The organism is Hephaestia sp. MAHUQ-44, from assembly GCF_023806085.1.
GTDB lineage: Bacteria > Pseudomonadota > Alphaproteobacteria > Sphingomonadales > Sphingomonadaceae > Sphingomonas.
In genome coordinates this window covers 84,307-101,196 of the sequence record NZ_JAMSLX010000009.1, presented here as the reverse complement: position 1 = coordinate 101,196, position 16,890 = coordinate 84,307, and the positions used below count along the sequence as shown (strand labels likewise).

Genomic DNA, 16,890 nt, shown 5'->3' with positions numbered 1-16,890 from the left:
AAGGCCTGCCCAGCGATGCCGATCGACCCAAGGGGCGGCAGGTCAACCGCTCGTCCTCGACGCGTTTGCTTTCGCCTCCAGCTCGGCAATCCGCTCCGAACAGATCTCGTGAACGACACGGCCAAGCTCCTCTATGTGGCGCTTCAGCCATTCAAGCTCGGCTTCCGAGATCCGATAATGTTTCGAGTAGCGCGCCTTCACATAGGCGTCCTTGAGTTTCTCCCAAGTGCGCTGCTCGAACCGGTTCTCGCGCGGCCAGGCATCGACCAAACGACGATCGAGCCGCTCGGCCTGCGTGCGCAGGAAACCGATATTGTGGACATGCGGGGTGTAGAAGGTGACTACCAAAAGCACGCAATGATATAGGAATTCGGAGGCTTGGTGCATGTCAAACACCGCCTCCTTCAAGCGCCCTTGGGACATTGTGTATTTTGCGGTGTCGAGACGTCCGGCGGCCGCTGGAAACCACTCGTCGAAATACTCCCGCGCCATCTCGAGCGCCTTGGGCGGGGTCTTGGGCTTGGGCTCGTGCAGCTCGGTCGGCAGCGTCTGATAGATCGCGATGCCATCGCGCTTGACGTCCATGAAGAAGTAGCGGCCGTGCGCGAGCCCGTCGTTCACCTCCTGAAGCGTATGAACTATGAAATTGACCGGCGTGCGCAGCGCCTTGGTGATCGCCAGCTCCCGGTTGAGCCGCTCCTCCAGCTTGAGCCAGTAATCGACCCGATCGGTCAGGCGCTTGTCGTTGACGATGATCAGCAGGTCATAGTCCGACTGATAGCCCTTGGTGGTGTGCGGCTCGTCGACCCAGCCGCCGCGCGCATAGCTACCATAGAGGATGATCTTCTCGATCCGCCCCTGTTTCTTCCATTTGTGCTTGGCGAGCGCCACCGCGTCCGCGAATTCCTCGAAGATGATCTGGACGATCCGCTCGAGTTCGCGGCGCTTCTGGGCAGGGAGGTGATCGAGATCGGTCCGCATTGAGAACAGCCTAGCAACAGATAAGGAGGGATGCACGGTGGAAACCGGTGCGGCGGCGCATGGCGGGCGATCAGGGTGCCCGGGCCTCGCGGAAGTCCCAGACCTTGATGCCGAGCTTGCGCGCCTTGTCGGCGAGATTGGCCTGGATGCCCGAGCCGGGGAAGACGATGACGCCTTTGGGCATGATCTGGAGCATGACGTCGTTTCGCTTGAACGGCGCCGCATTGCCGTGCTTGTCCCAGTCGGGCTTTCGCGGATCCTGCGGCACATTGCGATTGCGCGCCCAGCACGCGGCAATGTGCTCGCCGCCGGTCGGCGTCTTGCCATGCACCAACACCATGTCGGGAAACTGCGCGAGCAATTTGTCGAGTGTGCCGCAGATGAGCGCGTGGTCCTGGTAGTTCGGACCGGCGCTGAGGACGAAGCGGGGACCATCGGGGTTGAGGACGCGGGCGTCCTGGTATGCCCGCTTGTCGATCTGCTTGCGGCTGTCGAGCACCGCCGAGGTCAGCGCCTTGCGGTTCACCATCGGTCCCGACCGCGGCAGCCACGGCTTGCGCAGATGGACGCGGAACTGTTCGGCGCCCAGGTCGCGGAACAATTCCATCGTGTCACGGCGCTCGATCATGGTGATGCCTTCGGCGATCTTGCGCTCCAGCTCGACCGACTTCACCTCGCTGCCATCCTGCTGCCGCTCCAATCGCTTCTGGGCGCGTTCATTGTCGTCCAGCCCGCGCTCGATCCTCTCGCCGGCGCGCTGGAAGACGTTGACGATGTTCCACGCAAGGTCTTCGAGGTCGGGTTCGATCCGCGTGTCGATCAGGCAGGCCACCATCGCGTCGAAGATGTCGGCGATCGCGCCTCCCATCAGGCGGGTGTCGGGAAGCGGGCGGCCGTCGGGTTCGTCCTCGAAGGGACGATAGCTGTAGAGCTGCATCTCCTGGAGGACGTAAGCGGTGGAACCGGGCTGGGGTTCGTCCTGTTCGGGGTGGTCGAGATCGATCGCCATGGATAGTCTCCGGATGAGCCGCGCCTGTCGCGGCCTTCGTGGCGACGACCGGCGGCGGGCGGCACGCGGCTGCACCGCGTCCCCGAGAGGGACGCGGCCGGAGCGCCAGCGGAGGATGGCGCGGCCAAGGCTATTTTGTTTCGCGATGTAAAGGGGCGCCCGCGCCCCGGCGGAAAATAGCCGCAGGCCGCGCCATTGCTGCCGCGGGACGGTTGCCGCAGTCGCCCTCTATCGAAGGCCGAAGGCGCGGCCTCTGTCGGGAACTGTCATGGCTATGGGCGCTGCCGGTCGATCCGGGGCGACCGGCCGGATCCATCGCCGGCGTCGAGGAACTGCGCGGCATCGTCGGACCAGAGCTGGGCGGACAGGCTTTCCGCTATGCGTCGACGCCCGAAAGTGACGAGATCGCTATTGAAATCGTCGAGGCGCGGGTCGAGCGGCACGACCTCGATCCCGACCGGCAATGCGCGCTGGACAAGGGTCGTGAACGCGGTGGCGCCCGCGGGATCGTCGTCGCGCGCGACATAGAGGCGGCGCAGACGGGCTGGGAACAGGATGGCGGCGAGATGGGCGGCGGATAGGCCGGCGATTGCCGGAAGAGTCGGCATGACCTGGCGCAGCGACAGCAATGTCTCGATGCCTTCCGCGGCGAGCATGACGGGCCCGCTCGCGCCGAACCGCACGCCGTTGCCGAGCAGGTGGCCCATGGCGCGGCGGGGATAAGCGATCGGCGCCTTGGCCGAGCCGTCACGCCGGAGCCAGGTGCGGTGGACGCCGGTGACGGTGCCGTCGAGATCGGTCACCGCCGCGATCATCGCCGGCCATGCGTTGTGGACGCCGGGCTCATCCTCGTCGGACGGCCGATACCAACAGCGTGGATGAAAGCGCAGCGCGTCGCAGCCGGTGAGGTCGGTGATGCCACGCGCGGCGAGGTGGACAGCGGCAATCGTGCCGTTGATCGGTTCCGATGCGGCCAACAGCCGTCGCGCCGCTTCCGGCGTCCCGGTCGGAGCCTTGCTGCGCCGCGGCGGCGGCGTGAGGCTCGGCGGGGGCTGCGGCAGGCTCAGGAAGCGTCGCGCCTCGTCGAGCGTGTCGCGCAAGGTTCGATGCCCACGCGAAGCGGCGATGATATCGAGCAGGTCGCCGTGATCGCCATTCTGGGCATCGGTCCATTTGCCGGCCAGCCCGCGCCCATCGGGCGACGCGACCAGCCGAACGTAGAGGCTGCGCCCGGCGGCATTGTGGACGTCCCCGACCAGCCAGTAGCGGCCTTCCTTGCGGCCATTGGACAGATAGCGGCGACAGACCGCCTCGGCCCGGTCGGCAAGGGCGGCGGCTATCTGACTGGCGGGGCTTTGCATCACGGGGCTCCTCAGGCAGCCTTGCGCGCCGAGACCCGCTCGATCGGATAGCGTTCGAGTAGACGCCCCAGCACGTCGGCGCCGACAGCCCCTGTCGGCACGTAGAGGCGCAGCTTCCACGAGACGATCTCGGAGATCAAGCCCATCGCCTTGAGCCGCTCGACGCCGAGGTCGTTGAACCCGGTCAGCTCGATCCGCCAGACGCCCATCGCGCGCACGCGCTTCAGCGCCTGGCCGTCGGCCAGGAGCAGCATGGTATCGCCTTCGAGCAGCATCGCCAGCGCCTCGTCACCCGAGAGCTGGATGGGCTTGTTGTCATTGGCGACCGTCGCAGCCCAGGCGGGCGACACGCGGCGGCCGATGATCCGTTCGCCCTCGTCGGTCTGGAGCCGATAGACCCGTGTCGACTCGTCGGGGAGCCGCTTCCAGATCGGCAGCAGCAGGCCCGACACGATATGCAGCGTCGATGTCTCGAACGCGGGGAGGTCGGCCAACTCCGCCGACCATGCCGCGCTGAATGCCGCGCGATCGGCGGGCTGCCACGCGCTTGCCGTTAGCGGCTCGGCGCGCATCACCGCGTCGGTCAACGGCCAGACCAGCCGTACGCGCGGATGGACCGCACCGTCATCGTCGGTGATGCTGCGCGCCCGGCGCCGGAGCGCCGCGCGGCCGGTCTGGGCGTTGACCAGCATGCCCGCGCCGCGATCGTCGACAAGCGCCAGTGCTTCATCGAGCGACAGCGGAACGAGCTTCTCCTTACGCTCGATCGTGAGCAATGCCGTCTGCGCGCCGGTGCTGGGATGGCTGTAGATCGGCGCGCGATCGACGACGCGGAAGCTCGCGGCCTGGAGCGTTTCCAGCCCGAGTTCGAACGTGCCGCTGGCGATCGCGCCTTCGATGCGGGCGCTGAGCAGGCCCTCGAACACGCCGAACAACAGATCCTGCATCGCGATGGTGAGCGCCAGCATCCGGTTGAGGAAGGTGGTGATGCCGGGCAATTCCTCGCGCATGCCGCCTTCGCTGGTCACAATCGACAGGCCGGTCGCTGCCTGGAAATCATCCAGCGAACAGCCCGCGACCGCACCGCGCGCGATCAGCCGATAGAGTTGGTTGAGCGCGTCGCGCGCATAAGCGGATTCGAGGTTGTCCTCAGGGCGGAACATGTTCTGGCTGCCGGCCTGCCGCTGCCCGCGCGTGATCGCGCCGAGCGAATCGAGGCGGCGCGCGATGGTCGAGATGAAGCGCTTCTGCCCCTTCACATCGGTCGTCACCGGCCGATAGCGCGGCGGCTGCTTCTGGTTGGTGCGATGATCGCGGCCGAAGCCCTGGATCGCGCTGTCCGCCTTGAACCCGAATTCGAGGCCGTAATGGTTGCGCAGGCGCTGGTTCCGGCACGCAAGGTCGGCGTGATAGCTGCGGCCGGTGCCGCCCGCCTCCGAGAAGATCAGGATCGGCTTCAGATCGTCCATGAATGCCTGCGTCTCGGCCAGGCTCGCCGATGCCGGACGGTTCTCGACCGCAAAGCGGATCGTACCGTCGTCCCGGCGTTTGGGCACGATGCGCCGCGACCGTCCGGTCACCTCGGCGACCTTGTCGGTCCCGAAATGCTGGATAACCTGGTCGAGCGCGCCGGGCACCGGCGGCAGAGCGGCCAGTTTCTCGATCATCGCTTCGCGCCGCCGGACCGCCTCGCGGCTGATTACCGGATTGCCGTCGTCGTCGCGCCCCGGCCGGGACGCGAGATTGCCTTCCTTGTCGGTGAACGGCTCGAACAATTGCACCGGGAAGCCGTGCTCGAGATAGTCCAGCACATATTCGCGCGGGGTGATATCGATCGAGACGTCGTCCCATTCGTTGGTCGGGATCTCGGCGAGGCGGCGTTCCTGCAGCGCTTCGCCGGTCGAGACGATCTGGATGACCGCCGCCTCGCCCGCGGCGAGATCGCGCTCGATGCTGGCGATCACGCTCGGCGTCTGCATCGCGGTGATGACGTGGTTGAAAAAGCGCTGCTTGGTCTGCTCGAACGCCGATCGCGCGGCGGACCTGGCCTGGGCGTTAAGCGTGCCGTGGCTCGCGCTGGTGATGCCGGAGGCCTGCATCGCGGCATCGAGATTGTTGTGGATGATCTGGAACGCGGCCGCATAGCTGTCGTAGATGCGGACCTGTTCGGGCGTCAGCGTATGTTCGAGCACCTCATATTCAACGCCGTCGAACGACAGCGACCGCGCGGCATAGAGCCCGAGCGCCTTGAGGTCGCGCGCCAGCACCTCCATCGCCGCGACCCCGCCATTCTCGATCGCGGTGACGAACACCGCGCGCGTCTCGAACGGGAAATCGTCGCCGCCCCACAGGCCAAGTCGCTGGGCATAAGCGAGATTCTGGACCGTCGTCGCGCCGGTCGCCGAGACATAGACGATCCACGCATCGGGCAACGCGTGCTGGAGACGAAGGCCGGCGCGCCCCTGCTGCGACGGGGCGACTGCGCCGCGCTCGCCCTTGCCGCCGACCGCATTGGCCATGGCGTGCGCCTCGTCGAACACGAGGACGCCGTCGAAGTCGCGGCCGAGCCAGTCGACGATCTGCTCGACGCGCGACTTCTTGCCCTCGCGCGCCTGCGAGCGCAGCGTCGCATAAGTGGTGAACAGCACGCCTTCCTCGAGCCGGATGTCGGTGCCTTGGCGAAACCGCGACAGCGGCGTCACCAGCAACCGCTCCTGGCCGAGCGCCGACCAGTCGCGCTGCGCGTCTTCGAGCAATTTGTCGGACTTGCTGATCCAGACTGCCTTACGGCGCCCTTTCAGCCAATTGTCGAGGATGATCCCGGCGACCTGCCGCCCCTTGCCCGCGCCGGTGCCGTCACCCAGGAACCAGCCGCGGCGAAAACGGATCGCGCCCGCGGCGTCGTCGGGCGCAGCCGAGACGATCTCCCATGTCGCGTCGACTGTCCAGGCGCCCGAGAGATGACCGGCATGCGCCTCGCCGGCATAGATCACCGATTCGAGCTGGGCGTCGGACAGGATACCGAGCGTCACCAGCGACGGTGGCAGATGCGGGCGGTAGGAAGGCTTGGGCGGGGCGACCGACGCCATCGCCGCCGACTGGACCAAAGGCGAAGGGTGCGGCAGCGCGCCGGGAATGGCGAGCGACTGGAGCGCATAGGGCTCGTAGATGCTGTCGCCGAGACGCCCTTCGGGTGCCGTCCAGTCCCGCGTCTCATAAGCGAGTTCGACCGCTTCGGACTCGGGCGCGGCCGGCGCTGCCCTGGCAATCGCGGTCGACGGCTTCGCGCGGATCGCCGTGGCTGATGCGCTGATCGGCAACGCCGCGACCGGCGCGGGCGTGGTGGGCGTGCGCGGCGGCATCTGGTCGAGCACCCATGCGAGCAGCGTCGCGATGTCGGCCGCCTTGCCCACGCTTTCGGGGAAGCGGTCGGGGTCGTCGGCCGGGATCTTGTCGATGACGGTGAGCCGCGTGGCGACCGACGTCCCGTGCCGGGCATAGACGCTGCCGTCGATCGCGGCGGTGAACTGGACCTGGCCATGCTCCTGAAGCCGCGCGAAGGTGCTGCGCCATGCCGGCGCCGCCGGCGCGCAACTGGCGCCGGTGATCGCCACCAGCCGCCCGCCGGGTTCCAGCCGGGCAAGCGCCGATGCGATATGGCGCAGCGCCGTGTCCTTCATCGCGCGATCGACGTCGGCCGTGGCCGAGAAAGGCGGATTCATCAGCACGACGGTCGGGCAGATCGCCGGCGACAGCCGATCGTCGATCGACGCGGCATCATGGTGCGACACCGCGATGCCGGGGAAGAGGTGGCCGAGCAGCGCGGCGCGGACCTCGGCCAGCTCGTTGAGCGCGAGATCGGCCCGCGCCAGGTCGGCATGGATCGCGAGCATGCCAGTCCCGGCGGACGGTTCGAGCACGCGATCGTTCGGGCCGATCGCGGCGGCGACTGCGGCGACATAAGCAAGGCCGGGAGGCGTGGAGAATTGCTGGAGCGCCTGGCTCGTCTCCGATCGGCGCGTGTGGCTGGGCAGCAGTCCGGCGATCCGCTCGATCAGCGCGAGTGAACTGGCGGGCGTGCGGGCAAGGATCGTGCGGCCATATTTGCGCAGGAACAGGATCGTCGCCGCCTCACAGGCGTCATAGCCGGTCTTCCAATCCCAGGCGCCTTCGGCATCGCTGGCGTTGAAGGCATGCGACATGGCGGCGCGCAGTTCGGCGGCGTCGACCTGTCGGCCGGCTTCGAGCGTGGACAGGAGCCGGGCGGCGGCAAGAAGGATCGCCGCCGCGGAGGCGGCGAAGGCGGACGCGGCGGCGGCTGGCGCGACGTCGGGCGCCGCGTCGGACAAGGTTCGAGTCATGGAGAGTCTCCGGGAGGGTGGGTTGGCCAGCCCGCGGATCTCTCCCTCTGCTCCTGCCGGGCTCACCCCTTCCGGCCAGCCCTCTCCCTCTCACCCGGGCCCGATATCTGGATCCTGCTCGACGCCCAGAGCCTTCAAGCGCGCATAGTCGAGGTAGCTGACGATCTCATAGTCGTCGGACATATGCGCATAGTCGCGCCAGACCTCGTGCTGCCGAAGTGCGGGCGTGAGATCCGGATGATCAGGGCCTCTGGTCGGCGGGCATGGAAAAAGCCCGTCCCGACGTGCGGAACGGGCTGAGGTCAGGCGGCGAGCCGCGAATGGCGTTCGAGATCGATCACGAAGCCGTGTCGGCCGATGACATATTCATCCTTCGCAACGAGAAATTGTCGTCGCTCGCCGTGATCGCGGCGGCCTCCCAGGGTCGCGACCGTCTCGACGAAGCCGGGATGGCGGTCGGATCTTGCAGCCGCGATCACCACCCAGTCGTCGGCATGCTCGCGCTTGAAGCCCTGTCGATCGCGGGCGAGTGATTCCTGCGCAGTCAGGGGGCGACCATGGACAGCCTCCCAGGCGTCCGGTTCCCAGTCGCGTAAAGTGCGATCGGCCTGCGCCTTCTCCCGGTCGGTAAACAGGTCGGGATAGCCCGCGGCGACACGCGCCCAGTCGCAATCCTCTTCATACCACCCGCCCTTGATCCGAAGCGCAGGATGCAGAGCGGCATTGCGGGCCCGGTCGAGCTTGAACCCGCCGTGCGAAGCGGTCGAGTGGAAGATGACGCCCTCCGCATAGATCGTCGCGCCCTGCGACATGCCCCAGGGCGTCGAGATCGGCATCCGCTTCTCCCGACGTCCGAACGCGGCGCGCTGGGCAAGATGGACCGCGACGGCCTCAACATGCGCGCGGAAGCCGGCCTCGTCGGCGACCGTTCCTTCGCTGCCGAAAACATCGGCTGCAGTCCATTCGCCGATTGGTTTGGAGAGGCGCCAGCCCGACGCGAGGCGAAGCCCGTCCCCCGCCGGTATGGCGATATAGCCCAAGTCGCCGACCCGGGCCGCGAGCAAGTTCCCGGCGGTCCTGCCATAATGGACAAGAACCGCGCCCATGCCGCCCTCCTGTCGCTGGAGACACGGGCGGGCATGAAATCGGGACCATAGTTACGTGAGCGAGCGAAGTCCGGGTCATCGGCCTCATCGACCAGATATTCGGTGACCTCCTCGGCATAATCGGCGTCGATGACCGCCGTATGGACGGGACTCAACTCTACGGCATGTCTGTCGGCGAACACGACCGCATCGGCTGCCTGCATCGCGGCGCGATGATCTTCGGCATCAACCGCGACCTTGATCCGGATGGTCGTATAGACATGCACGAAATGGCGCCGGACCGTCACGCCGCCCTCCCCAGACGAGAGGGCAACACGACCGGGTCGGGATCGTTCACGACCTCGAACCGGGCATCGGCGTAGCGGTTGCGATCAAGCCAGTCTTGCGCCGAGGTCATGTCGGGCGCGAGGAAACGTAGCTCGTCGCGCCCGGCGTGGCTGGTGAGCACACGGACCATGCCGGCCTTCGGCGTCTCGGCGATCTCGAAATGAAGCGCGCTCTCGACCGAATAATGGCGGCGCACGACGATCGCGATGATGCCCTGGCTGCCATAATTGCCCAGATGGAGACAGAAGCCCGCAGGGGATAGGTATGTCGGACGGACCTCTTCGGCGGTGCGTTCCACGAGGCGGCCGATGCCATTGTCGTTGTTCCACGCCTTGAGCTTGCGGGTGAAGCGCTCTGGCGGACGCGGTTCGCCATTAGAATAACGGATCACGCTGCCTAGTGGCGCGGTATCGTAGATGTCTTGAGCAAGCATGTTTCAAGTCCTTGAAACGCGAAAGCCCGGCACGACGGCCGGGCTTTCGCGGGATGGATGAGGAGAAAGGTTCAGGCGTTGCGGTGTCGCGCGATCGCGATGGCAGCCCGTGCCGCCACAGCGGCGATGGCTCCGTGCTGCACGGCGAGGTCGGTCGCCTCGACCGTTTGCAGGCAGGCGGCCCGAATATCCTCGTCGGTGACGCTCGACGCATCGGATCCGGCGGGAAGATCAGCTTGCGCGATCGCTGTGATGGTCCGGCGGACCTCGGCTTCATAGATGCCGGTGGCGGCGTCGCGTCATTCTCGCAGGCCGCCATCGGCGATCGTCGCGATCCATTCGGCCGCTTCGTCGAAATCGGCATCGCCATCGTCGACGATCCGGGCCAGCGCGACGGCGCCGTCGCGACCGAGTTCGCCGAGGCGCTGAAGGGCGGCAAGGAGCAGCGGCGCCAGCTCGTCGGCCGTGGCGAACAGAATTTGGGAAGGATTCACGATCAATCTCCTGATGAGGGAATAGGAAGGACGGGGCGACCGAAGCCGCCCCGTCTGGACATCAGGCCGCGGTGGCGATCGGCTCGCCGTCGTCGTTGCCAACCTCAGGGGTGGCGTCGTCGTCGAGGAACGCCGGGAGCGGGGCCGCTTCCTCCTCCTCGACCGCGTCCGCGGCCGAGAAGGCATCGGCAATGTCCGGCATCCGCATCGGCTCGGGAAGCCAGCCCGCGTCTTCGAGTAGGCGCTCGGCCTCGCGTGCCATGTCGCCTTTCTTGAGATGGTCGATCATCTCGGCGAACCGCGCGCCCTTCGCCTCGGCCACGTCCGCGAGGATGCGCGGCTTGGTGATCGAGGAGAAATAGCCCGCGACCGTCGGCCGCCAGCCCGCGCCGACCAGATCGAGCCCGACCGCCCGCGCGAGGATGTCGCTATGCGCGATGCGACGCTCGATCATGTGCTTCGAGACGCGACCCGTGCCGTATTTGCCGACAACCTCCTGCTGCGCGTTGACCGTGAGCGAGGCGCAATGCGCGAACAGCGCGGCCTGCTCGGCGGCATCGAGCTGGAGCAGCGCGTCCCACAATTCCTTTTCGGAATCGGGCAGGCGATCGGCCCAGCGCTTGTGCCGCTCGGCGATCGCCTTCGCCGGGGCGCTGTCGCGCAGGCCCGTCGGGGAGAAGCCGAAAGACGGTTTGTTGAGCGAGATCTGAAGGCACGATTCGCTCGACGCGAAGTAGAAGCTCGCGAGCACGAAGGCGTGCAGCACGGCGGCGAACGCAGTCGTAGGACTCTGGGCGAAGACGTCCTGAAGCGCGAGCGTCCGCCACGCCGTCAGTTCCGCCACCAGCCGATCGCTGAGCGGCTTGACGACTTCCTCGTCGGCGTCATCCTCTTCATCGGACGACTTGCCGAGCGGAACGACCGTGGTCGCCGAGCCAGCGTCCTGGTCGTCCGGTTCGGCACGCTGGCCGGGCGCGGCGTCGACGTCCTGTTCCTCGTCGGCTTGAGCGACCGGCTCGTCCTCGGGGCGCACATAGCCGCGGTCGATGCACAGCGAGCCGTCGGCGTCGATCGAGACGACCACGCCGGCACGGGCCATATCTTCCCGGGCGAAGGTCATCGGTCGATCGACCAGCGCACCGATTTCTTCGTCTAGCGCGACAAGCCGTGCATGAACCTCTTCGGGAATTTCGGCGGCGTCCATCCATTCGCCTTCGAGCGCATCAGCCTCGCCCTGGAGCCGTTCCAGGGTATCCCGTTCTTCCGGCGTCATCGGAGTCTCGACGCCTTCGAGTTCGCGCATGCCGTTGGTGACGCCCCAGGGCATATCGACGGCGGTCGCCACCCATTTCCATCCTTCCGCGCCGATTGTCTCGCCTTTGGCCTGGAGCTTCTCGGTGACGAGGCGGTCGAGCAACGCCGGATCGGTGAGCCAGCCGCCATCGTCGGGCTGAAACAGATCGCGCATCGCCTCGCGGCCGCCGGCGGCGAGATAGGCCTCGATACCGACGAAGCGGACGCGCTTGTCGGCGACGCGGACGGCGTCCTCGGTCAGCTTGTCACGGATGAACTGCGCCGACTTGTTGTAGCTGTGGGCGAGCAATTCCCACACTTGCTCCTGGCGCTTGTGGTCGTCCGAGACCGAGAACGCCATGAGCTGCTCGAGCGTCATGCCGTCGTCGGCATAGATGTCGAGGAGTTTCGGCGATACCTTGGCCAGCCGCAGCCGCTGGTTGACCACCGCCGGGGTGACGAGGAAATGCGCCGCGATCGACTCGACGTCTTCGTTCTTGTCGATCATCGCCTGCATGGCGCGGAACTGATCGAGCGGGTGAAGCTGCTCGCGGAAGGTGTTCTCGGCGAAGCTGTCTTCCTCGGCCGAGACATCGTCGTTGGCGGCTTTGACCACGCAGGGGATCGGCGCGTTCTTGGCGAGCCGCTTCTGCTTCACCAGCAGTTCGAGCGCGCGGAACCGTCGCCCGCCCGCGGGTACCTCGAATCGGTCGGTTTCCTGACCTTCGTCATCGAGGATGGGCCGGACGTTCAGGCTCTGAAGCAGCGTGCGGCGGACGATGTCGTCCGCCAGCTCGCCGATCGAGACGCCGGCCTTCACCCGCCGGACGTTGGATTGGGACAGGATCAGCCGGTCGAAGGGAATGTCCCTCGAACCGCTGAGGACGATCTTCTGGGGCGCTTTGGCCATTGGTGTTCTCCAGACAGGCCACCGCGAGACTCTCTCCCGGCTCCAAGCCCGTCATGAAGCCCCGGCCTTCCTTTTCCTCTGGCGGGCGGCCCCCGGCGGCCCGCGCGACGCGGTGCGGTTCGTCGCAAAGAAGCGGCTTTCCCACACGAACCGGCTTGCCATGATGTTCGATCTTTGTTCTCAAAGGGGATATGGAACGAATCGAACAAAAGGAACTCTCCGCCATCTTGCTCGCCGCCCCGGGATGGGCGCGGGTCGGGCTGACGATGCCCGATGCGCGGCTGCGCGAGCGTGCGGCGGAAACGCTGGCGGCGACGATTATCGAGGAGCTGCAACGTGAGGCCGTGCCTGACGTCAACCAACTCAGGTTGCCGCTGTAGCGCGGTTGTCGAGCCGCATCGTCAGGTGCGGCGTGATCTGCTATCAGGCCGGTATGGGCGACGATCTCGACGATATCCTCGCACAGGCGCAATGCCCGCGATGCGGTCGCGAATTCAGCGTCCGCTATCGCACGCTGCGCCTTGAGCGAACCGTCGACTGTCCCGGCTGCGGCGTGACGGTCCGCCCGATCGACGACACGCCGATCGGCGCTGTCCAGAAGCTGATCGACAAGGCGGGGAGCGCCGCCTAGGCCTACACCGGCGCCGAACACCGGCCCAACCTTGTCTTGTCCACAATATTCCATAATATAAGGACAGAAAGGTGATGAGCCGTGAACAAGCCGATGACGTTGAATGTCCGGATCAGCGGGGTGCTGAGCGATTTCGTCGCGGCGCATGTCGGCGACGATGGCGCCTACGAGAATGTCAGCGAATATGTCCGCGACCTGATCCGTCGCGACAGGGAGCGTAGCGAGGCGGCGACGTTCGAGCGGCTGAAGGCGGAGCTGACCCAGGCGTTTGCCGAGCCCGAGGCAAGCTATGCGACGCTCGACGCCGATGGTGTGATCGCGCGTAACAGCCGGCCTTGACTATGGCGGCATTCCGGGTTTCCCCGGCCGCCAGCCAGCGGCTCGACGAGATATTCCATACCCGCGATACCTGGGCACAGGATCAGGCCGAAACCTATATCCGCGGGCTGTTCGCCTGTTTCGGGCGGATCGCGCGCCGCGACATCGTCTCGCGCGCGATCTCGGCTGCGTTCGGGGTCAGCGGCTATTATTGTCGCTACCAGCACCATTATATCTATTGGCGACAGATGGGTGACGGAAGGATCGGCATCGTCACGATCTTGCATGAACGCATGCACCAGCTCGATCGCTTCCGCGAGGACGACGGGGCCTGATTGCAGGCTTCATCGATATTCCTCGGGCACATCCTCTTCATGCCCCTGCCAGACGACGCGATCGCCTTCATAGACTGACGAAACTGCGCCCGCGCTGAACCGGCGACGGCGGCTTGGCGGAGAAATTGAGGCAGCCGAACGTGTCGACCGTGGCCGCGAAGGCGATCGGCTTGCCCGGCTGCAACAGCACGCAACCGCACGTGCCGCTCGGCCGCTTCGCCCGACGACGCGACAGGCCGAGCCGGAACGATTCATACGCCTGGACCTCCCCATCGGACGGCGGCGACCAATGGCGGCAATATTTGCAGTAACGCGGTACCGGCGGCCCCTCGTCATCGACGAGCGGCGGTCCGCCATTATGGCCGGACGGGAAGGGGCCGGTCACTGCCCCGGCCCCTGTTCGAGCCACGCGCGCAGGCGCTGCCGCATCACGCCGATCCCGGCGTTAATCTCGGTGATCTCGGCGTCGGGGGTGACGCAGCGCATCTCGCGAAAGCCGTCGAGGAAGGCGCGCATTACCTTCAGGTAGAGCCCGCCGCCAACCAGCGCGACATGAGTGAAGGGCCGTGTCCCGTGATACGCGAGCGATGCGATCTCGCAGCCGGGATGCGAGCCGTAATTGTCGGGCTTGTTCGGCGAGGGCGGCCGGGGCCACCGCGTCGTCATGCCGCCGGCGATCATCCGCTCGGCGAGATCGGGGGTCAGCCGCGCATCATAGTCCTCGATCGGGCTGTCGGCGGTGCGGAAGCCGTAGCGCGCTGAGAGGAAGCCGACGCGCCAGCCGCCGCTCGGGATCGACCGTGCGCCACGTCTGCCAGAGCGGCCCGTCATACCGCGCCCACGCCGGCATCCAGCCGGGGTCATGCCGCTTGGTCGCTGAGCACGGAAGGATCAGCAGGCGATGCGAGAAGCCCGCCGCGCAGGTCTGCGGCACATCAACGCGCACGACCTTGACCGCGCGCTTCCCGGCGTCGGCAAGACGGCCGATCAGCGCGATATCGGCGTCGGTGCAGAAGCGCATCACCAGCCTCCCTTCAAGGTGGCGGCTGCCTTGCGGAGGCGACGCTCGGCGAGGACGAGCGAGCCGACGCGGCGCGCGGCTTCGGCATAGACCGACAAGGGGAAGGCGCCCCTGAACAGGATATCGCGCTCGATGCCGAGCCCGAACGGAAGCCGGATCGACTCCATCTCCTCGAGCGCAAAGCTGCCCAGCTCGGCGAGCCGAACCCGAGGTCGGCAAGCCCGAACATGATCCCGTCCTCATCGATCTCGGTGGCGAGCCAGGTGGCGTAGCCGATGGGGTTGAAGAAACGGACGACGGGAACGGGGTCGGGTTCACGCTGGCCTGTCGCCTGTGCCGCTTGGCGGGCGCGATCGTTGGCGCGCAGCGCCTCGCGGATTTCGGGAGAGACGAGGATCATGCCGCGATCCTCCCTTCGAGAGCCATGGCGCCGTCGGGGTTAGGGTCGGGGTCGTCGTCATTGGCGGTGATGCCGGCCTGCGAACGGAAGGCGAGCAGATAGTCGGCCGCCTTCGATGCGGCGCTCGCCGCGCGCAGGATCGCGCGATTGTCCTCGCGGATGATCTCCAGCCAGGAGCCGAGATAGTCCGCGTGCCGCACGGTGGGGCTGATGCCGAGCGCCGCGCAGACGAACGCGCCGGCCATTTCGGCTACCAGCTCCTCCTTCCCGTAGGAGATCGAGCCGAACGCACCGGTCTGATCGCGGTTGAGCCGCGAGGCGCCGCCGACCCAATGACCGAGTTCGTGGAATGCCGTGCGGTGCCAGTTCACCGGATCGTGGAAGTCGTCGGGACGTGGCACCTGCACGTAGTCGTGCGTCGGCGAATAGAAGGCCGAGGGGCCGCCGATGCGGAAGTCGGCTTTGGTCGCCTTGATGAGCGCGTCGGCTTGCGGGAGGATCAGGCCGTCGGGGATTGGTGGCGGCGGTTCGCAGATATGCGCTGGCAGCCCGTCGCATTGCTCGACCGAGAAGACGGTGAACCATTTGAGGAACGGGATGCCGCCGCTCGGTTCGCGGCCTTCGAGATCGGCGCGGCGGCGTTCCTCGCGCGGGATGAAGCGCCGGGTGTAGATCACGCCGATGCCGCGCTCGCCCTTGCGGACCGAGCCGCCGAGCGCGATCGCCTGCCGGAAGGTCAGGAAGGCGTGGCTCGCATAGCCGCGCGACACCATCGCATCCCAGAGCGTGAGGATGTTGATCCCGCCATAGCGCCGGTCGCTGACGGCATTGTGCGGAAGACCGATGGTGGCCCTGGCGGTGCCCCAGGGCTGGACCCACGGAACACGTCCGGCTTCGAGTTCGGCGATGATCCGGTCGGTGATCTGCTGGTAGAGGTTCGCCCGGTCGCCGGCCGGGCGGTTGGCGCGTGCATGTCCCATTGTGCTGCCTTTCGCGACGGGCCGCGGCGAGCCTCTCTCTCCGCGCTCAACCCGTCACGGCCAGCCGGCCATCCTCTCGCTCTCGCGGGGCGCCCTCGGGCCGGCAGTCCTGCTCGAAGGGGTACGGCCAGACCTTGGGCTGGTCGTCAGGGGAAGGCATTCCCCTGCCGATTGCTGGCCACCGTATCGGGTAACGCCTTTCGTTCAGCCTGCCCGACGGCAGCGGGAGAAGCGCAGCTATGTCATCCAGCATCGTGCAGCCGGTCGCTTCGCTTCGCTCACGATCGGATTGCGCGGGGTCTGGACCCCCGGGATCGCTATGCCGGGCTGACGCCGCTTACGGGGTGGACGTCAGTCCAGCCGGTCGCGGCTGGTTCCACGGTTCGATGGTGCGCGTCATTTCGATATACTCGTCTGGAAAGCATCGCTCCTGAAAGCCAAGCGCGTGGTGAAGCTACCGTGCAGCCATCGCTCATATTCATCCGGCATCAGCAGCACAGGCATGCGATCATGGACCGGGCGGATGGCCTCGTTGCAGTCGGTCATCACGCCGGAATAGACCGGCCCCCACTCATCGCTGACCCGCCAGAGCCGGCCAGGCGAAGATCGGCTGATCCTTCACATTGAACTACGTCCGCGTCTTTGGCCCTTTCGCGCCTTCGGCTTCAGCAAAGGCAGTGACGGGGATCAGGCAGCGCCATTGCGGCTTGCGTGCGAGGCCGCTCCACATGCCTTTACGCATATCGGCGATGTTATTGACGGGCTTGGGCTTGGACTCGGGCTTCATGCCCTTGAGGCGCAGCGAAATCCCCGGGCCATCGACTGTATGATCCCGGCTTCCTCGCGCACGACCATGCCAGGCGTTCCCGGACAGACTTCCTCGGGCGCATTGGACGTAACCGGGTTCGCGACCCCGAAATGTGCCGCGAC

At 66.6% G+C, this 16,890-nt stretch carries 16 protein-coding genes and 1 pseudogene; 4 read left to right on the top strand and 13 right to left on the bottom strand.

Annotated features, from left to right (window positions below; genetic code table 11):
* Window positions 1-42 precede the first annotated feature (42 nt).
* The 8 genes from NFE57_RS11395 to NFE57_RS11360 all read right to left on the bottom strand — a co-directional run bounded on the left by NFE57_RS11395 (window position 43) and on the right by NFE57_RS11360 (window position 12,275).
* Window positions 43-981, bottom strand: coding sequence for a HEPN domain-containing protein (locus NFE57_RS11395; protein ID WP_252135702.1), 939 nt, complete (start codon window positions 979-981; stop codon window positions 43-45).
* A 70-nt stretch (window positions 982-1,051) separates the two neighbouring features.
* On the bottom strand, window positions 1,052-1,990 hold the full coding sequence (locus tag NFE57_RS11390) for an SLOG family protein (protein ID WP_252135701.1): 939 nt from the start codon (window positions 1,988-1,990) through the stop codon (window positions 1,052-1,054).
* Window positions 1,991-2,262: 272 nt separating this feature from the next.
* Window positions 2,263-3,351, bottom strand: a complete 1,089-nt coding sequence (locus tag NFE57_RS11385; protein ID WP_252135700.1) for a DUF7146 domain-containing protein — start codon at window positions 3,349-3,351, stop codon at window positions 2,263-2,265.
* A gap of 11 nt (window positions 3,352-3,362) precedes the next feature.
* On the bottom strand, window positions 3,363-7,712 hold the full coding sequence (locus tag NFE57_RS11380; RefSeq protein WP_252135699.1) for a strawberry notch family protein: 4,350 nt from the start codon (window positions 7,710-7,712) through the stop codon (window positions 3,363-3,365).
* Between the two features lie 302 nt (window positions 7,713-8,014).
* Window positions 8,015-8,776 (bottom strand): DUF7007 domain-containing protein, encoded by a 762-nt coding sequence (locus NFE57_RS11375; protein ID WP_252135698.1) that lies wholly within the window; start codon window positions 8,774-8,776, stop codon window positions 8,015-8,017.
* 325 nt (window positions 8,777-9,101) lie between these two features.
* Window positions 9,102-9,578 (bottom strand): UCP036055 family protein, encoded by a 477-nt coding sequence (locus tag NFE57_RS11370; RefSeq protein ID WP_252135697.1) that lies wholly within the window; start codon window positions 9,576-9,578, stop codon window positions 9,102-9,104.
* Between the two features lie 299 nt (window positions 9,579-9,877).
* Window positions 9,878-10,072 carry a hypothetical protein gene (locus NFE57_RS11365; RefSeq protein WP_252135696.1) on the bottom strand — a complete coding sequence of 65 codons (195 nt, stop codon included), beginning with the start codon at window positions 10,070-10,072 and terminating at the stop codon, window positions 9,878-9,880.
* Between the two features lie 61 nt (window positions 10,073-10,133).
* Window positions 10,134-12,275: a ParB/RepB/Spo0J family partition protein gene (locus NFE57_RS11360; protein WP_252135695.1), complete on the bottom strand. Its 2,142-nt coding sequence runs from the start codon at window positions 12,273-12,275 to the stop codon at window positions 10,134-10,136.
* A gap of 191 nt (window positions 12,276-12,466) precedes the next feature.
* Here NFE57_RS11360 and NFE57_RS11355 point away from each other — a divergent pair, with 191 nt between their 5' ends.
* The 4 genes from NFE57_RS11355 to NFE57_RS11340 all read left to right on the top strand — a co-directional run bounded on the left by NFE57_RS11355 (window position 12,467) and on the right by NFE57_RS11340 (window position 13,559).
* Window positions 12,467-12,655, top strand: coding sequence for a DUF6771 family protein (locus NFE57_RS11355; protein WP_252135694.1), 189 nt, complete (start codon window positions 12,467-12,469; stop codon window positions 12,653-12,655).
* Window positions 12,656-12,660: 5 nt separating this feature from the next.
* Complete coding sequence (locus NFE57_RS11350; protein WP_252135693.1) at window positions 12,661-12,906, top strand: hypothetical protein; 246 nt, start codon at window positions 12,661-12,663, stop codon at window positions 12,904-12,906.
* 93 nt (window positions 12,907-12,999) lie between these two features.
* Window positions 13,000-13,245, top strand: a complete 246-nt coding sequence (locus NFE57_RS11345) for a ribbon-helix-helix domain-containing protein (protein WP_252135692.1) — start codon at window positions 13,000-13,002, stop codon at window positions 13,243-13,245.
* A 2-nt stretch (window positions 13,246-13,247) separates the two neighbouring features.
* Entirely contained in the window at window positions 13,248-13,559 is a 312-nt protein-coding gene (locus tag NFE57_RS11340) for a type II toxin-antitoxin system RelE/ParE family toxin (RefSeq protein WP_252135732.1), read from the top strand.
* A gap of 67 nt (window positions 13,560-13,626) precedes the next feature.
* Here NFE57_RS11340 and NFE57_RS11335 read toward each other — a convergent pair whose 3' ends face one another.
* From NFE57_RS11335 to NFE57_RS11315, 5 genes and pseudogenes are all read right to left on the bottom strand, one after another.
* Window positions 13,627-13,944, bottom strand: a complete 318-nt coding sequence (locus NFE57_RS11335) for a hypothetical protein (RefSeq protein ID WP_252135691.1) — start codon at window positions 13,942-13,944, stop codon at window positions 13,627-13,629.
* Window positions 13,941-14,390, bottom strand: a complete 450-nt coding sequence (locus tag NFE57_RS11330) for a hypothetical protein (RefSeq protein WP_252135690.1) — start codon at window positions 14,388-14,390, stop codon at window positions 13,941-13,943. The genes NFE57_RS11335 and NFE57_RS11330 overlap by 4 nt, the downstream gene beginning before the upstream one ends.
* A gap of 189 nt (window positions 14,391-14,579) precedes the next feature.
* Window positions 14,580-14,980, bottom strand: a pseudogene (locus NFE57_RS11325) (DUF2958 domain-containing protein).
* Complete coding sequence (locus NFE57_RS11320; protein WP_252135689.1) at window positions 14,977-15,960, bottom strand: ArdC family protein; 984 nt, start codon at window positions 15,958-15,960, stop codon at window positions 14,977-14,979. The pseudogene NFE57_RS11325 and the gene NFE57_RS11320 overlap by 4 nt, the downstream one beginning before the upstream one ends.
* A 396-nt stretch (window positions 15,961-16,356) precedes the next feature.
* Window positions 16,357-16,506, bottom strand: coding sequence for an SOS response-associated peptidase family protein (locus NFE57_RS11315; RefSeq protein WP_252135688.1), 150 nt, complete (start codon window positions 16,504-16,506; stop codon window positions 16,357-16,359).
* Between the last annotated feature and the right edge of the window lie 384 nt (window positions 16,507-16,890).

Coding starts and splice junctions, on each gene's coding strand:
- NFE57_RS11395 (WP_252135702.1), bottom strand. CDS start 981: ATGCGGACCGATCTCGATCACCTCCCTGCCCAGAAGCGCCGCGAACTC.
- NFE57_RS11390 (WP_252135701.1), bottom strand. CDS start 1,990: ATGGCGATCGATCTCGACCACCCCGAACAGGACGAACCCCAGCCCGGT.
- NFE57_RS11385 (WP_252135700.1), bottom strand. CDS start 3,351: ATGCAAAGCCCCGCCAGTCAGATAGCCGCCGCCCTTGCCGACCGGGCC.
- NFE57_RS11380 (WP_252135699.1), bottom strand. CDS start 7,712: ATGACTCGAACCTTGTCCGACGCGGCGCCCGACGTCGCGCCAGCCGCC.
- NFE57_RS11370 (WP_252135697.1), bottom strand. CDS start 9,578: ATGCTTGCTCAAGACATCTACGATACCGCGCCACTAGGCAGCGTGATC.
- NFE57_RS11360 (WP_252135695.1), bottom strand. CDS start 12,275: ATGGCCAAAGCGCCCCAGAAGATCGTCCTCAGCGGTTCGAGGGACATT.
- NFE57_RS11355 (WP_252135694.1), top strand. CDS start 12,467: ATGGAACGAATCGAACAAAAGGAACTCTCCGCCATCTTGCTCGCCGCC.
- NFE57_RS11345 (WP_252135692.1), top strand. CDS start 13,000: ATGACGTTGAATGTCCGGATCAGCGGGGTGCTGAGCGATTTCGTCGCG.
- NFE57_RS11340 (WP_252135732.1), top strand. CDS start 13,248: ATGGCGGCATTCCGGGTTTCCCCGGCCGCCAGCCAGCGGCTCGACGAG.
- NFE57_RS11330 (WP_252135690.1), bottom strand. CDS start 14,390: ATGACGGGCCGCTCTGGCAGACGTGGCGCACGGTCGATCCCGAGCGGC.
- NFE57_RS11320 (WP_252135689.1), bottom strand. CDS start 15,960: ATGGGACATGCACGCGCCAACCGCCCGGCCGGCGACCGGGCGAACCTC.
- NFE57_RS11315 (WP_252135688.1), bottom strand. CDS start 16,506: ATGACCGACTGCAACGAGGCCATCCGCCCGGTCCATGATCGCATGCCT.